Origin of the sequence: Streptomyces sp. NPDC051636, assembly GCF_044453765.1 — a bacterium.
Taxonomy (GTDB): domain Bacteria; phylum Actinomycetota; class Actinomycetes; order Streptomycetales; family Streptomycetaceae; genus Streptomyces.
This window is the reverse complement of the sequence record NZ_JBITDA010000021.1, coordinates 1-15,024: the sequence shown is the minus strand read 5'-3', so window position 1 is coordinate 15,024 and position 15,024 is coordinate 1. Positions and strand designations below refer to the sequence as shown.

Genomic DNA, 15,024 nt, shown 5'->3' with positions numbered 1-15,024 from the left:
GGGTGCGTGGCGAAACGGCCTGGCCCGGTGTCAGCGGTCGCGGGCCTCCAGCCGCTCCCGCTGCGGTACGACCGTGTACTTGGGGTCCTGCGTCGAGGCCACCCCGGCCTGGAAGACGCCGAGCCGCAGCGCGGCGGAACCCGTCAGCAGGGCGCCTCCGGCCGCCGCCGCGAGCCGCCGGTCCCGGTACCGCCCCGCCAAGGCCGCCAGGGCGGCACCGCCCGTCGTCAGCAGCTCCGCCGTACGCCGCAGCAGCACACGCGTCCGGCCCCGCTCGTAGGGCTCGGCCGCCGGCCCCATGCGCCGCTTCATCAGCTGGAAGGCGCCCAGTTCGAGCCCGGCCCCGAGGACCGCCATGCGGCGCGCGGGCCCCGCCTGGTCCGTCGGCGAGCAGACCAGCGCCAGCCCGGCCGCGGCGCACGCGCCGGATCCCGCGAAGACGAACGGCAGCTCCCGGAAGCCCTCGTGCCACGACGGCACGGCGGTGTCCGCGATCAGGACCGCGGTGTACGTGGCGACCGCCGGGCCGAGGACGGCGGCGCCCCCGGTGGCGACGGAGCCGGCCCGCCGGTAGCGGCCCGCGACGTCGGTGGCCGCGGCGGCCACCGTGAGCGGCGCGAAACCGGCCAGCAGCCACGACCCCACGCTCATCGGCGAGGTGGGTTTGAAGACGCGCAGCATGTTCAGGAAGCGGGCGGGCCGGCCCAGGTCGTGCACGAGCGCGCCCAGCGAGAGCATGATGGCGCCGGCCGCGCCCAGCTTCGCCGACCGGGCGAGCGCCGGCCGTCCGGTGGCCTGCGCCCCGGCGGCCAGCAGCGAGGAGGCACCCGCGAGACCGCCGAGATAGAGGTATCCGGCGATGTCGAGGGACTCCCACGTCGGCTTCTTCAGGATCGGCCGGCCGTAGTACGACGAGAACGCCGCGTCCGGCACCACGGGCTGCTCGCCGCGCCCCCGACGCCGTCGCCGGCGGCCGGCGTGGGCATCCGTCACGGCCTCCCGCCCGGGCCGCGCCCCCTCCACCCCGTCGCGGGTGACGTCCGAACCGGTCATCGCGGCCTCCTGGCGAAGCTGGCGGCGGCCATGGCCGCGAGCGAGAGGGCGGCGACGGCCGCGTGCCGCCACATGGCGGGCAGGTCGCGGGTGGTGACGACCGGGTCGGGCGGCAGACCGTAGACCTCCGGCTCGTCCAGCAGCAGGAAGAACGCCCCGTCGCCGCCGACGCCGTCGTCCGGGCTCGCGCCGTACAGCCGGGCATCGGTCTCCCCGGCCGCGTGCAACCGCGCCACCCGGGCCGCCGCCCGGTCCCGCAGCTCCTCCAGCGGACCGAACTGGATGGAGTCGGTCGGGCACGCCTTGGCGCAGGCCGGTTCCATGCCGACGCCGAGCCGGTCGTAGCACAGGGTGCACTTCCAGGCGCGCCCGTCGCCCTTCCGCTGGTCGATGACGCCGTACGGGCAGGCCGGTACGCAGTATCCGCAGCCGTTGCAGATGTCCTCCTGGACGACCACGGTCCCGAACTCGGTGCGGAACAGCGAACCGGTGGGACACACGTCGAGGCAGGCCGCGTGCGTGCAGTGCTTGCAGACGTCCGAGGACATCAGCCAGCGCAGCTCCGTGCGCCCGTCGGGGGCCACGGGCGAGATCTCCCCGGCCGGTGCGCCGAGACCGCGGGCGGCCTCGAACACGTCGACGTCCTCGTGGCCGGCCCCGGGCTCCTGGACGCCGACCGGCTTGCGCTGCTCGATGAAGGCGACGTGCCGCCAGGTGTCCGCGCCGAGCCCCTGCGTGTTGTCGTACGACATGCCGGTCAGCTCCAGGCCGTCCTCGGGCACGGCGTTCCACTCCTTGCAGGCCACCTCGCACGCCTTGCAGCCGATGCAGACGGAGGTGTCCGTGAAGAACCCCATGCGCGGCGGCGCGTCGGGATGGCCGGCGGCGCCGGCCACGTCCGGCTGCGGGCCGTACAACTGGTTGTCCTGGTCCATGCCGGAACCTCCTCGCTCACGGCTCGCGCACGGCCAAGTCCCGGCCCCTCACCCTCGTGCCCTGTTCCGAGCCTGGCACGGGTGCCCGCGCCGCGCTCGCCCGAAACGGTGGCGGAGGGGCAGCGTCCCGGGTCGGCCAGGTTCTGCCGGATGCGGTTCCGCGGAGTGTTACTGGTGCTGTTCCTGTTCACTGCCCGTACGTCTGCGTGGGCTCCGCGCGGCAGTGGATCCGGTAGCGGTCGAGGGCCAGTTTCAGTTCGGTGAGCATGGGTTCGGGAAGGGTGCCGCCCTGTCCGAAGTCGAGGATGCGTTCGGCGACGGTGCGCAGCTTGGTGTTCGTGCGCTGCGAGACGTCCCTGAGGACGCGCCAGCCCTCCTCCGGGGCGATCCGGCCCACGGCCACCACCACGCCGATCGCCTGGTCGATGACGGCGTGGGAGGTGACGGCCTGCCTGAGCTGCGCGCTCTCCTCCTCCAGCCGTTCGTGGTCCATGGCCAGGTCCGTGGAGGACAGCAATACCAGGGGACGATGCCTGGAAATGGTGAAGAACGCCATGATGTCCCCCTTCTTGTCGACCGCGTGGCAGGACCTTCAGCTTCCCCCGAACCGCCTGCTCACGCGACCACACGGATGTGCGCTACGTCTCGCCGACCGTGCCCGGCGACCTGAAGAGCGAGTTCCGGCACCGCACGCGCGTCGGGTCTGCTGGGCGGGCGGACGCAGATGTCGTCCAGGCCCAGCAGACGGCGCCGTCCGGCGGCCTCGGCGCGGTGGACTCCCTCGGGCTGGAGCGAGACGGAGACGACGGGATCGCTGCGGTGGTGGCGCACATGACGCTCCGTCCGCCGCACCACGAAGCCGGAACTTCGGGTGGCGAAGAGGTCCAGGTCCCCACCCGCCACAGTTCCATGCGCGCGTGGGTGCCCGCCTCGGACTCCTCGTGGACCACATCGTTGGGCGCCGAGTCGTCCGTCAGCGCGTGGTGGAACGCCTTCGCCCGCCCAGGCGGGACCACGGCGTCAAGATCGAGCAGCAGCACACAACCCACACAACCCCCCAGCAGAACCATCAGCAAGACACGTTCTGCACCATCGCCGCTACGTCCGGGTGTCTACTGAGTGACTTGTGGAGCCGACGTGGGAAAAGCGTGCCGAGTACCCATCCGCTCACCGTCCATGCCTGTCGCGGGCCGGTTGATTCCCCGGTGTGCGGAACTTGTCCCGATGCTTTGTCCGCCATCCGGAAGGTGGGTTAGCCTGCGGCGTATTTCTCATCGCGCACATCTGTGAACTGCGGAAATGTGCAGGCTGTCGACCGGGCCGCGGCGCGTCCCGGACATGGTTGCGAGCTCTCGGTCGCGAGGGCTCCCGGGGAGCGGAACGAGGGCACGCATGGGCGGCAAGGCGACCGAGGTGACCGAGGTGACCGAAGCGGTCCCGGGCGACCAGGAACTGAGACGGCTTCTCGCGGGTCTGACCGCCGTGCGGGACGGCGACTTCGGAACGCGGCTGCCCGACGACGGCGACGGTCTCATGGGCGACATCGCGACCGTGTTCAACGGCATGGTCGACCAGTTGTCGGTGTTCACCTCCGAGGTGACCCGGGTCGCCCGGGAGGTGGGCACCGAGGGCACGCTGGGCGGTCAGGCCGAAGTGCCGGGCGTGTCCGGAACCTGGGCCGATCTGACGGACTCCGTCAACGCCATGGCGGGCAACCTGACCACTCAGGTGCGAGATATCGCACAGGTGGCGACGGCGGTGGCCAAGGGCGACCTGTCCCAGAAGATCGACGTGCCCGCGCGCGGCGAGATCCTCCAGCTGAAGGAGACCGTCAACACGATGGTCGATCAGCTCTCGGCGTTCGCGGACGAGGTCACCCGGGTCGCCCGCGAGGTCGGCACCGAGGGGCGGCTCGGCGGGCAGGCCCAGGTGCCGGGGGTCGCCGGGGTCTGGCGCGACCTCACCGATTCGGTGAACTTCATGGCGGGCAACCTCACCAACCAGGTCCGCAACGTCGCCCAGGTCGCCACGGCCGTCGCCCAGGGCGACCTGTCGCAGAAGATCACCGTGGATGCGCGCGGGGAGATCCTGGAGCTGAAGAACACCATCAACACGATGGTGGACCAGCTGTCGGCGTTCGCGGACGAGGTCACCCGCGTCGCCCGCGAGGTCGGTACCGCCGGGAACCTCGGCGGGCAGGCGACCGTGCGGGGCGTGTCCGGCACCTGGAAGGACCTCACCGACAACGTCAACGTGATGGCCTCCAACCTGACCGGACAGGTGCGGTCCATCGCCCAGGTCGCGACCGCCGTGGCCAAGGGCGACCTCTCCCAGAAGATCACGGTCGAGGCCAAGGGCGAGGTCGCGGCGCTGGCCGACGTCATCAACACGATGGTCGACACCCTGTCGGCGTTCGCGGACGAGGTCACCCGGGTCGCCCGCGAGGTCGGCACCGAGGGCCGCCTCGGCGGCCAGGCCCATGTACCGAACGTGGCCGGCACCTGGAAGGACCTCACCGACAACGTCAACTCCATGGCCAACAACCTCACCGGCCAGGTGCGCAACATCGCCCTGGTGACGACCGCGGTGGCCCGCGGCGACCTGTCGAAGAAGATCGACGTCGACGCCCGCGGCGAGATCCTGGAACTCAAGACGACCATCAACACGATGGTCGACCAGCTCTCCGCCTTCGCCGACGAGGTCACCCGCGTCGCCCGCGAGGTCGGCACCGAGGGACGCCTCGGGGGACAGGCCGAGGTGGAGGGCGTCTCGGGCACCTGGAAGCGCCTCACCGAGAACGTCAACGAGCTGGCCGGCAACCTGACCCGGCAGGTGCGCGCCATCGCCGAGGTGGCCAGCGCCGTGGCCGAGGGCGACCTGACCCGCTCCATCACCGTGGACGCCTCCGGCGAGGTCGCCGAACTCAAGGACAACATCAACTCGATGGTGGAGTCCCTGCGCGAGACCACCCGCGCCAACCAGGAGCAGGACTGGCTCAAGACCAACCTCGCCCGGATCTCCGGCCTGATGCAGGGCCACCGCGACCTGCCCGTCGTCGCCGAGCTCATCATGGACGAGCTGGTGCCCCTGGTGTCCGCCCAGTACGGCGCCTTCTACCTCGCCGAGGACGGCGACGACGGGACCGAGCTGCGGCTCGTCGGCTCCTACGGCCGCCCCGAGGAGGACCCGCGGCCCACCCGCATCGCCTTCGGCCGCTCGCTGGTCGGCCAGGCGGCCCGCAGCCGCCGCACCATCGCCGTGGACGACCTGCCGCCCGGCTACGTCACCATCTCCTCCGGCCTCGGGCAGGTGGAGCCCAGCGCCCTGTTGCTGCTGCCCATCGTCTTCGAGGACCAGGTCCTCGGCGTCATCGAACTGGCCTCGGTCAGCGCCTTCGCCCAGATCCACCGGGACTTCCTGGAAATGCTGATGGAGACCATCGGCGTCAACGTCAACACCATCGTGGCCAACGCCCGCACCGACGAGCTGCTGGACGAGTCACAGCGCCTGACCTCCGAACTCCAGACCCGCTCAGCCGAGTTGCAGGCCCGGCAGGAGGAACTCCAGCGCTCCAACGCCGAACTGGAGGAGAAGGCGTCACTGCTGGCCGAGCAGAACCGGGACATCGAGGCGAAGAACCTGCAGATCGAACAGGCGCGGCAGGAACTGGAAGCCCGCGCACAGCAGTTGTCCCTGGCCTCGAAGTACAAGTCCGAGTTCCTGGCGAACATGAGCCACGAGCTGCGGACCCCGCTCAACAGCCTGCTCATCCTCGCCCAGTTGCTCGCCCAGAACCCCTCCCGCAACCTCACCCCGAAGCAGGTCGAGTACGCGGGCATCATCCACTCCGCGGGCTCCGACCTGCTCCAGCTGATCAACGACATCCTCGACCTGTCCAAGGTGGAGGCCGGCAAGATGGACGTGACGCCGGAGCGCGTCCCGCTGCGGCAGCTCATCGAGTACGTCGAGGCCACCTTCCGGCCCATGACGACGCAGAAGAGCCTCGACTTCACCGTCAGCACGGCCCCCGGCGCCCCCGCGGACCTGCTCACCGACGACTCCCGGCTGCGCCAGATCCTGCGCAACCTGCTGTCCAACGCGGTGAAGTTCACCGAGCAGGGCGGCGTCGAGCTGCGTATCGAACCGGCGCTGGACGACGAGGTGCCCCGAGGGGTGCTGCGCAGCGGCAGCGTCGTCGCCTTCCGGGTGAAGGACACCGGTATCGGCATTCCCGAACCGCAGCTGGAGACGATCTTCGGCGCCTTCCAGCAGGCGGACGGCACGACGAGCCGCAAGTACGGCGGCACGGGCCTGGGCCTGTCCATCACGCGGGAGATCGCGCACCTGCTCGGCGGCGCCGTCACCGTCGACAGCACCCCCGGCAAGGGCAGTACGTTCACGCTGTACCTGCCCGTGGCCCGGCCGGACTTCGAGGAGGCGGCGCGCGGCGGCCGCCCGCCGCAGCAGGCGCTGGAAACGCTCGCGTCCGAGACCGCCGCCGACCCCGCGCCCCTGGAGGGTGCGGCCCGGACCGTCCCGAAGCGGCGTCCGCGCCGGCTGCTGGTCGTCGAGGAGCGGCCGCGCGGACTGCTGACCCTCGTCGCCGAGAGCGTGGTCGGGGACCTGGCGCACGGCCGGGAGAGCGACCCCTCGTACGCCCCGGTCGACATCATCACCGCCGTCGGCGCCCAGGAGGCGGCCGGTGCGCTGGCCGCCGAGCCGTGCCACTGCGTCGTCGTCGGACTGGACACGCCGGAGGGCGAGTCGGCGCGCTTCCTTGACGCCCTGCAGGGCGACTCGGCGCTGGCCGGCGTTCCGGTCCTGGTGCACAGCGGTCACCGGGCCGGCCCCGTCGGGGAGGACCCCGTGCGCCCCGGGCCCGACGGGCGGTCGGTGGAGTACCTGTTCAGCCTGGACGAACTGCGCGAGCGCATCGCCCTGCACCTGTCCACCGAGGAGCCCGGAGAGGTGCTGACCCTGGTCCGGGCCGAGGAACCACAACAGCCGGCGCTCCCCCTCGCCGACGCCGACGCGACGGGCCGCACCGTCCTCGTCGTCGACGACGACGCGCGCAACCTCTTCGCGCTCAGCGGGATCCTCGAGGTCCAGGGCTTCCGGGTGCTGCACGCGGAGAACGGCCGCAAGGGCATCGAGACGCTGGTCAACAACCCGGACGTCGCCCTCGTCCTGATGGACGTGATGATGCCGGAGATGGACGGCTACACCGCGACCGCCGAGATCCGGAAGCTGCCGCAGTACGCCGACCTGCCCATCATCGCCGTGACCGCCAAGGCGATGCCCGGCGACCGGGAGAAGAGCCTGGCCTCCGGGGCCAGCGACTATGTCACCAAGCCGGTGGACACCCGGGACCTCATGGCATGCGTCCGACGCTGGCTCCCCGCATGAGGAGGACCGTGCCCGCCGCAACCCCGCGTCGCCACGCCCCGGGGCCGTCCGCCAGCCGAGGAGCCCGCACACCGTGACCACGTACGACTCGGCCCCCGAGCCGGCGAACGACCAGCCGCCCTGCGAAGGCACCGCACCCGTGCCGCCCCAGCCCGCCACGTCCACCACCGGATCGTTCCGACTCCCGTCCAGCGGCGAGGCTTCGGGTGCTGCGGGGTCGCGGGTCGCGTCCGGCACGGAAGCGTCGGGCGCGCCGGCGAGCCCAGCCCCGTCCGGCACCGACGCGTCCACCCCCGTCGTGCCCCGAGCCACGCCCGCATCCGACCCCTCAGCAGTAGTGATGGCCCACGAGCAGTTCGACGCCGACCCCTCCGCCTTCATCCCCGCCCAGTCCGCGGCGGAGGCCGACCTCACCGGGGTGCCGCGGACGTCGCCCGTGGGCAGGCTCGCCGCCACCGTGGAGCGGCTGCGCCGGGAGGTGCGGGCGGCACAGGCCGAGGCCGAGGGGCGGGCGCTGATCGAGCTCGCGAAGGGGATCCTCGTCGAGCGGCTGGGCTGCGGCCCGGCGCAGGCCGCACGCCAGCTCGCCGAACTCACCGAGCAGGCCCGGGTGACGCCCCTGGAATTCGCGGTGGAGGTCATCAACCAGGCCGCCCGGGACCGCATGTCCGAGGTGACCGACGCCTTTATCGCCGCCACCTCCGGATCGCCGGAACCGGCCGACGAGTCGGCCGCCGTACGGCTGCGCGCGGCCGAGAGCGGTGCCCTGGCGGCGGGCGACACCCAGGCCGTGGCCGACTCCCTGCTCCAGCACGCGCTGCGACCGCTCGGCGCCGTGGCCGTGGCCATCTGGGCCGCCGGCTCCGACGGTTCGCTGACCCTGGCCGGCAGCGCCGGGTTTCCGCCCGCCGAGGCGGCCCGCTGGCGCTACGTGCCGCCGGACGTGGCCACCGTGGCCCGGCGCGGCCTCACCGAGCGTTCGGGACAGTGGCTGCCGTCGCTCTCGGAGTCCGGACTGCCCACCATCGGCCGGCTCCTCCACCCGGACGGCGCGCGAGCCGCCGTACCCGCCGGAGCCGGCGGCCGCATCCACGGCGTCCTGGAGATCGCCTGGCCCAAGCCCGAGGGACCCCAGCCGCCGCAGGTCGTCCGGCAGATGGAGGCGCTGGCGGAGCTGTGCGCCCACACCCTGGAGACGTACACGCTCACGCACGGGCAGCCGTACGAACCCCGTGTCCTGCCGGACGCGGCGGAGCTGACCGACCTGGCCGACGGACTGCACGACCCCGCCCTGGTCCTCGTACCGCACCTCGACGGTGCCGGACAGCTCGTCGACTTCCGCATCCAGCACGTCAACAGCCGCTTCCTGGACCCGGCGGGCCGCCCGCGGGCCGTCGTCAACGGCGCGCTGCTGCTGGAGGCCTACCCCATGGCCGCCGGCGAGAGCGAGCTGTTCCAGAGCGTGGAGCGGGTCTACGCCACGGGCGAGCCGTTCCGGGCGCACCGCATGAACCTCACCGCGCTCGTCGACCAGGTCCCGCTCGCGGCCGTCGCCGACATCAGCATCAGCCGCCACGGCTCCAGCGTGCTGCTCATCTGGCGCATCGAGGACGAGACCGCCCGCCTCGCCAGCCTGCTCCAGCACGCCCAGCGCCTGGGCCGCATCGGCGGCTTCGAGGAGAACCTGCTCACCGGGGAGATCACCTGGAACGGCCAGCTCTTCGACCTCTACGGCCGCCCGCCCACGAGTCCTCCGGTCGCGCTCGAAGAACTCCCGGCGCACGCGCATCCCGACGACACGGCCACCATCAGGCGGTTCCTGCGGACCCTGCTGCACCACCGGCGGCCGGCGTCCGCCGCCTTCCGTCTGCTGCGCCCCGACGGGGTCACCCGCCACATCCGCGTCGTCGCCGAACCGGTCCTCGACACCGACGGCCGGCTGTTCGTCGTACGCGGGGCCTATCAGGACATCTCCGCCCAGCACTGGACCGAGGTCGCCCTGGCCGCCACCCGCGACCAGCTGGCCCACACCGAGCAGCAGGCCGACGAACGCAACCGGCTGGCCCTGCAGCTGCAGCACGCGATCATGCCCCCGACGCAGGCCCCGCTGCAGGTGCCGGACCTCCAGGTCGCCGTCCGCTACCGCCCCGCCGAGACGGAGCAACTGGTCGGCGGTGACTGGTACGACGCGGTCGTGCTGCCCTCCGGCCTGGTGCTGCTGTGCGTGGGGGACGTGGCCGGGCACGGCATCGAGGCGGCCACCAGCATGGTCGTGCTGCGCAACGCGCTGCGCGGCCTCGCCGTCACGGGCGCGGGGCCGGCGCAGCTGCTGTCCTGGCTCAACATCGTGGCGCACCACCTGACGGGCGCCGTCACCGCGACCGCCGTCTGCGCGCTGTACGACGGTGAGAGCCGCACCCTGCGCTGGGCACGGGCGGGGCACCTGCCCCCGGTGCTCGTCCGGGACGCCGAGGCGACCGCGCTGCCCGTCATCAAGGGACTCCTGCTCGGCGCGGTGCCCGAGGCGGAGTACGAGGAGACGGAAGTCGAGCTGGAAGCCGAGGACACGCTGTTGCTGTACACCGACGGCCTGATCGAGCGCCGTGACCGGTCCGTGGAGGAGTCTCTGTCGCACCTGCTGTCCACCGCCCGGTCCGCGCCCCGCACGCTGGACCAGCAACTGGACCGGCTGCTCACCTACAGCAGGTCGGACACCGACGACGACACGTGCATCGTGGGCATCCGGGTCGCGTGACGCCGACGCGGCGGGCGGGCCTTCCGTGCCCGTCCGCCGCGCTGGGGTGCGGCCTCAGACCGCCGGGGCCGGGTACGTCGGGTACTCCACGCCGGAGACGTGCTGGACGACGCGGACGACCTGGCAGGAGTAGCCGAACTCGTTGTCGTACCACAGGTAGAGGATCGCGTTGTCGCCCTCGACCTTGGTGGCGCCGCCGTCGACGATCGAGGCGTGCCGCGAGCCGATGAAGTCGCTGGAGACCGCGTCGGGGGCGGTGGTGAAGTCGATCTGGCGCTTGAGCGGGGAGGTCAGCGACACCTTGCGCAGGTAGTCGAGGACCTCCTGGCGGTCGGCCTCGCGCGCGAGCTGGAGGTTGAGGATCGCGATCGACACGTCCGGCACGGGCACGCGGATCGAGCTGCCGGTGATCCTGGCCTTGAGGTCGGGCAGCGCCTTCGCGACGGCGGAGGCGGCACCCGTCTCGGTGATGACCATGTTGAGCGGCGCCGAACGGCCACGGCGGTCCGACTTGTGGTAGTTGTCCAGCAGGTTCTGGTCGTTGGTGAACGAGTGGACGGTCTCCACGTGTCCGCGCAGCACGCCGAACTCGTCGTCTATCGCCTTCAGCGGCGGCACGATCGCGTTGGTGGTGCAGGAGGCGCAGGACAGGATCTGCTCGTCCGGCTTGATCGTGTCGTGGTTGACGCCGTGCACGATGTTGGGGACGTCGCCCTTGCCCGGCGCGGTCAGGACCACCTTGTCGACGCCGGGGCGCAGGTGCTTCGACAGGCCCTCGCGGTCGCGCCACTTGCCGGTGTTGTCGATCAGGATGGCGTTGTCGATACCGTACGCCGTGTAGTCCACCGACGTCGGGTCGTCGGCGTAGATCACCTTGATCTCGTTGCCGTTGGCGGAGATCGTGCTGTTCGCCTCGTCGACGGTGATCGTGCCCTGGAACTGGCCGTGGACGGAGTCACGGCGCAGCAGCGAGGCGCGCTTGACCAGATCCTGGTCGCCGCCGCCGCGGACGACGATGGCCCGCAGCCGCAGGCCGTTGCCGGAGCCGGACTTCTCGATCAGCAGCCGGGCGACGAGACGGCCGATGCGGCCGAAGCCGTAGAGGACGACGTCGCGCGGCTCGCGGCGCTCGATCTTGTTGGCCCCCGTGGCGCCGGCGACGGCCTCGGCGGTGAACTCGGCCACCGTCAGGCCGCGGTCGTCGGCCTTGTAGGTGGCGGCGAGCATGCCGATGTCGATCTGGGAGGGGCCGAGGTCGAGCGTGGTGAGCGCCTGCAGGAACGGCAGCGTCTCGGTGACCGAGAGCTCCTCGCCGGCGATCTGCCGGGCGAACCGGTGGGTCTTGAGGATGCTGACCACCGACTTGTTCACCAAGGAGCGGCTGTGCAGCAGGACCGTGACGTCCTGCTCGCGGTGCAGCTTCCCGATGATCGGGATCATCGACTCCGCGATCTCCTCGCGGTTCTTCCAGTTGGTGAACGAGTCGTCGGTGACAGTCACAGGTTCTATCTTTCGAGCTAGGCGGCGCTCATATGGTAACCACACGATACTTCGATCTTTCGGGTGGTCGAACGCGGGGTGCTCTTGTGCGTGAGGCCATGCCGGAGAAGGAGCGGGCGGATGGAGCTGGAGCTGCGGCACCTGCGCGTGCTGTGCGCGATCGCCGACGCGGGGAGCGTGGGCCGGGCGGCGTCCGCGCTGGGGTATTCCCAGCCCGCCGTGAGCACCCAACTCCGGCGCATCGAGCGGCACTTCGGTGAGCCGTTGTTCGAGCGCCGGGCGACGGGGTGCGGCCGACCCCTTACGGCGCCGAGGTCCTGGCCCGGGCCCGTGACGTCCTGGCCCGCGCCGACGCGATCGGGCGCCGTCCGGCGCCCGGCGCGACGGGATGCCGCCGGACCCTGCGGGTGGCGGCGACCAACTCGCCGATGCTGTCGGGCACCGTCTCCGGGATGCGGGCCCGGCTGCCGGACGTCCCGCTCGCCGTGAGCCGCGTGTACGCCTCCTCGCGGATCGTCGAGCTCCTGGAGGAGGGCGCGGTGGACGCGGCCATCGCCGCGGACTATCCCGGCAGGGAGCTCAGGCATTCGGCGGCTGTGACGCACCGCGGGATCGTCACCGAGCCGGGCTTCGTGGCCCTGCCCTCGCGCCACCGGCTCGCCCGCCACGCCGAGGTCCCGCTCGCCGAGCTGGCCGGGGACGCGTGGTTCCTGACGCCGGACGACGGGGCGGGCTGGCCGGGCGTGTTCTACGCGGCCTGCGCGGCGGTCGGCTTCACACCGGTGACCGTGCACCAATTCCTCGGCGACCAGGGGCAGTTCAGAGCATGATCGCGGACGGCCTCGGCGTGTCGGTGGTCCAGGCGACCCTGCGGCCGATCCCGCGCGTGGCGGTCAGACCGCTGGCCGGTACGCCGCTGTGGTGCCGCTATGTGCTGGCCTGGCGGCACGACACGGTGCCCGAGGAGGTGGCGGAGACGCTCTTCCAGGCCGCCACCGCCGCCTACCGCGACCTCGTCGCAGGGTCCCCGCATCGACCCGGACATCGTCGAGACCCTCGGCACCTTCGCGCTCGACCACCTGGACCTGCTCGGCACCGACCGCGCCTACCTCGACACCAATGCCGGGATGAACCTCGCCCGCTACGTCGAGCACCCCGCCCTGCAATCCACGGTCCGGCCCCTGGCCAAGGATCTGCTGGACGCCTCGGGGATCACCGGCCCGGCGGCCGGGCTGTGGGTCGCGGTGGCGACCCAGGCCGACTCCTACGACCACCCCAACTGCTCCTACTACGACATCTGCGACCTGCCGGGCAGGCTGACCCGGGCGGCCCTGCCGATCACCCACAGCTGCGACGCCGCCCACACCATCCGGGCCCAGGCGCTGACCCCCGCCGAGCTGGAGGCGGTCTGCGCGAGCGTGCTGGGCCAGGACCCGTACGTCCACGACCTCGTCAAGGACGACGGCCCCATCCCCGGCCAGAACGTGTCGACCATCCACCTGGTGGTCTTCGCCGGCCGCACCGACTACCGGACCTACGCCGGGGCGATCTACGGCGTCAGCACGGACAACGGCGGCATCACCCTGGAAGGAGACCCGGCCGACCCCGCCAACCAGCCCCTCTCGATCATGTACCAGAAGGCCCAGGACGACGGCTTCCCGGCCCGGGTGTGGAACCTCAACCACGAGTACACGCACTTCATCGACGCCCGCGACGACATGAAGGGCGACTTCGCCCAGCAGACGACGGTGCCCGATGTGTGGTGGATCGAGGGCCTGGCCGAGTACGTCTCCTACGGCTACCGCCACCTCACCGACGACCAGGCGGACGCGGAGGCGGGCAGGCACACCTACCGGCTCAGTACGCTGTTCCAGAGCACCTACGCCAACAGCGACGTGACCCGCACCTACCCGTGGGGCTACCTCGCGGTCCGCTACATGTTCGAGCGGCATCCGGCCGACATCCAGCGGATGCTCGCCCGCTTCCGCGCCGGCGACTACCAGGGCGGCTACGCCGTCTACACCACCGGCATCGGCACCCGCTACGACACCGGCTTCGACCAGTGGCTCACGGCGTGCGCGGCCGGCGCCTGCTCCTCCCGGAGGTCAGCGGCCCCGCGGTGGCAGCCGTAGATCCGCGGTGACGCGTTTGCCCCCGTCCAGGGGCGCGACCCGCAGGTGCTCGCAGAGCAGGGAGACCAGCCGCAGCCCGTGACCACCGATCCGGCGACCGTCCCTGGGCTGGGGTTCGGGCAGTCGCGTGGAGGTGTCCCACACGGTGAGGTGCAGCACATCCGCGCCGGACGCCAGCTCCAGCAGCAGCCCGCACGGGCCGGCAGTGTGCCGCAGCGCGTTGGTGACCAGCTCGCTGACCACCAGCTGGGCGTCCTGGCTCACCCGCTGGTCGGGGAGGTACCCGAGGCGGGCCAGGAACGCCGACACCGCGCGTCGCGCGTCGACGCTGCGCAGGGTGTCGGTGTCCCAGGTGGCGCTGTAGCGCAGGGGGGTCGGCGCACGGGATCGCCGTTCTTCCGTCGCCTGCTTCCTGAGCGGCATGACCATGTTCCATGGGCCTTCGGGTGGGGTTCGTGTCGTTACGGCACGGGCGGCTGAGGTGCCATCGCAGTGTCGGCTACCCGAAGTCGCCGGGGTCATGAGCGCAACATGGGGTGATTCGGTGATGCCGTCCAGGTGGGCCGGAAGCGGAGGATCTCCGCGGTGGCCGCGCCGCTCGTGACGAACGGGTCCGAGGCCACGGCCGCCTCGATGGCCGCAGGCTCGCCCTCGGCGACGATCAGGCCCCCCGTGCGGGGCTCCAGCGGCCCGGCGAAGCGGACCATCCCGCGGGCGAACAGGCCGTGCGGAACGCGTCCATCGCCGCGGCGCGCTCGCTCCCGGGGACCGCGACCGTCGGCGTCTGCCGGGGCGCCGCGCGGCCGGTCATCGCCATGGCGGAACAGCTCATCACGGACGGTGGCGCACTACGGCTGACCTACGACCAGGTCGACTCCCACCGCCGGCCGGACCTCCTCCGCTCCGGGGCACTCGCCTTCGGCGTCCTGCGTCCGCCCGTGGACACCGCGGGCCTGCTGCTGCGCACCCTCACGGACGAACCGCTGGGCATCGTCCTGCGCCCGGACCACGCGCTCGCCCGCCACCCGGAACTCACCTGGGACCAGCTGACCGGACAGCGGCTCCTGTGGTTCCCCGCGCGCCGCGCCCCCGGGTACGCCGCCGCCGTCCTCGACCGCCTCCGCGAGCACGGCTGGACCCCTAAAGGGCAAGACCGGGAAGTTAAGCGGTGTTGTGGCTGGTCGGGTGGGTTGACATGGGAACGGAGCCCGGCGCGGACTGTGAGTGTCGAGGTCACGGTTCG

At 71.9% G+C, this 15,024-nt stretch carries 11 protein-coding genes and 1 pseudogene; 5 read left to right on the top strand and 7 right to left on the bottom strand.

The features are described 5' to 3' along the window. Positions 1 to 30 precede the first annotated feature (30 nt). The 4 genes from nrfD to ACIBBH_RS29650 all read right to left on the bottom strand — a co-directional run bounded on the left by nrfD (position 31) and on the right by ACIBBH_RS29650 (position 2,891). Complete coding sequence (gene nrfD / locus ACIBBH_RS29665; protein ID WP_399409806.1) at positions 31 to 1,053, bottom strand: NrfD/PsrC family molybdoenzyme membrane anchor subunit; 1,023 nt, start codon at positions 1,051 to 1,053, stop codon at positions 31 to 33. Further along, the gene (locus ACIBBH_RS29660; RefSeq protein WP_399409804.1) at positions 1,050 to 1,988 is read right to left on the bottom strand and encodes a 4Fe-4S dicluster domain-containing protein; all 939 of its coding nucleotides are present in this window, start codon (positions 1,986 to 1,988) and stop codon (positions 1,050 to 1,052) included. Before ACIBBH_RS29660 ends, nrfD begins: the two co-directional genes overlap by 4 nt. Positions 1,989 to 2,175: 187 nt before the next feature. Continuing rightward, positions 2,176 to 2,544 (bottom strand): ANTAR domain-containing protein, encoded by a 369-nt coding sequence (locus ACIBBH_RS29655; RefSeq protein WP_399409802.1) that lies wholly within the window; start codon positions 2,542 to 2,544, stop codon positions 2,176 to 2,178. A 59-nt stretch (positions 2,545 to 2,603) separates the two neighbouring features. Continuing rightward, entirely contained in the window at positions 2,604 to 2,891 is a 288-nt protein-coding gene (locus ACIBBH_RS29650) for a hypothetical protein (RefSeq protein ID WP_399409800.1), read from the bottom strand. 489 nt (positions 2,892 to 3,380) lie between these two features. Between ACIBBH_RS29650 and ACIBBH_RS29645 the strand changes: the two genes are divergently transcribed. Beyond that, a complete protein-coding gene (locus tag ACIBBH_RS29645; RefSeq protein WP_399409798.1) occupies positions 3,381 to 7,394 on the top strand; it encodes a HAMP domain-containing protein in 4,014 nt (1,337 codons plus the stop codon). Positions 7,395 to 7,734: 340 nt separating this feature from the next. Further along, positions 7,735 to 10,149 carry a SpoIIE family protein phosphatase gene (locus ACIBBH_RS29640; protein ID WP_399410126.1) on the top strand — a complete coding sequence of 805 codons (2,415 nt, stop codon included), beginning with the start codon at positions 7,735 to 7,737 and terminating at the stop codon, positions 10,147 to 10,149. Between the two features lie 54 nt (positions 10,150 to 10,203). Here ACIBBH_RS29640 and ACIBBH_RS29635 read toward each other — a convergent pair whose 3' ends face one another. After that, complete coding sequence (locus ACIBBH_RS29635) at positions 10,204 to 11,649, bottom strand: glyceraldehyde-3-phosphate dehydrogenase (RefSeq protein WP_399409796.1); 1,446 nt, start codon at positions 11,647 to 11,649, stop codon at positions 10,204 to 10,206. A gap of 120 nt (positions 11,650 to 11,769) precedes the next feature. Here ACIBBH_RS29635 and ACIBBH_RS29630 point away from each other — a divergent pair. After that, positions 11,770 to 12,682: pseudogene (locus tag ACIBBH_RS29630) on the top strand (LysR family transcriptional regulator); the annotation flags it as partial. Next, positions 12,579 to 13,781 (top strand): collagenase, encoded by a 1,203-nt coding sequence (locus ACIBBH_RS29625; protein WP_399409794.1) that lies wholly within the window; start codon positions 12,579 to 12,581, stop codon positions 13,779 to 13,781. The pseudogene ACIBBH_RS29630 and the gene ACIBBH_RS29625, both read left to right, overlap by 104 nt. Here ACIBBH_RS29625 and ACIBBH_RS29620 read toward each other — a convergent pair. Then, positions 13,755 to 14,204 (bottom strand): ATP-binding protein, encoded by a 450-nt coding sequence (locus tag ACIBBH_RS29620; protein WP_399409793.1) that lies wholly within the window; start codon positions 14,202 to 14,204, stop codon positions 13,755 to 13,757. The genes ACIBBH_RS29625 and ACIBBH_RS29620 overlap by 27 nt on opposite strands. Positions 14,205 to 14,299: 95 nt before the next feature. Continuing rightward, the gene (locus ACIBBH_RS29615) at positions 14,300 to 14,488 is read right to left on the bottom strand and encodes a hypothetical protein (protein ID WP_399409791.1); all 189 of its coding nucleotides are present in this window, start codon (positions 14,486 to 14,488) and stop codon (positions 14,300 to 14,302) included. Positions 14,489 to 14,596: 108 nt separating this feature from the next. On the opposite strand from ACIBBH_RS29615, the gene ACIBBH_RS29610 reads away from it, so the two are divergent. Then, the coding region (locus ACIBBH_RS29610) for a LysR substrate-binding domain-containing protein (RefSeq protein WP_399409790.1) at positions 14,597 to 15,024 on the top strand (428 nt) is incomplete at its 3' end.

Coding starts and splice junctions, on each gene's coding strand:
- ACIBBH_RS29625 (WP_399409794.1), top strand. CDS start 12,579: ATGTGCTGGCCTGGCGGCACGACACGGTGCCCGAGGAGGTGGCGGAGA.
- ACIBBH_RS29640 (WP_399410126.1), top strand. CDS start 7,735: ATGGCCCACGAGCAGTTCGACGCCGACCCCTCCGCCTTCATCCCCGCC.
- ACIBBH_RS29645 (WP_399409798.1), top strand. CDS start 3,381: ATGGGCGGCAAGGCGACCGAGGTGACCGAGGTGACCGAAGCGGTCCCG.
- ACIBBH_RS29655 (WP_399409802.1), bottom strand. CDS start 2,544: ATGGCGTTCTTCACCATTTCCAGGCATCGTCCCCTGGTATTGCTGTCC.
- nrfD (WP_399409806.1), bottom strand. CDS start 1,053: ATGACCGGTTCGGACGTCACCCGCGACGGGGTGGAGGGGGCGCGGCCC.
- ACIBBH_RS29620 (WP_399409793.1), bottom strand. CDS start 14,204: ATGCCGCTCAGGAAGCAGGCGACGGAAGAACGGCGATCCCGTGCGCCG.
- ACIBBH_RS29660 (WP_399409804.1), bottom strand. CDS start 1,988: ATGGACCAGGACAACCAGTTGTACGGCCCGCAGCCGGACGTGGCCGGC.
- ACIBBH_RS29615 (WP_399409791.1), bottom strand. CDS start 14,488: ATGGTCCGCTTCGCCGGGCCGCTGGAGCCCCGCACGGGGGGCCTGATC.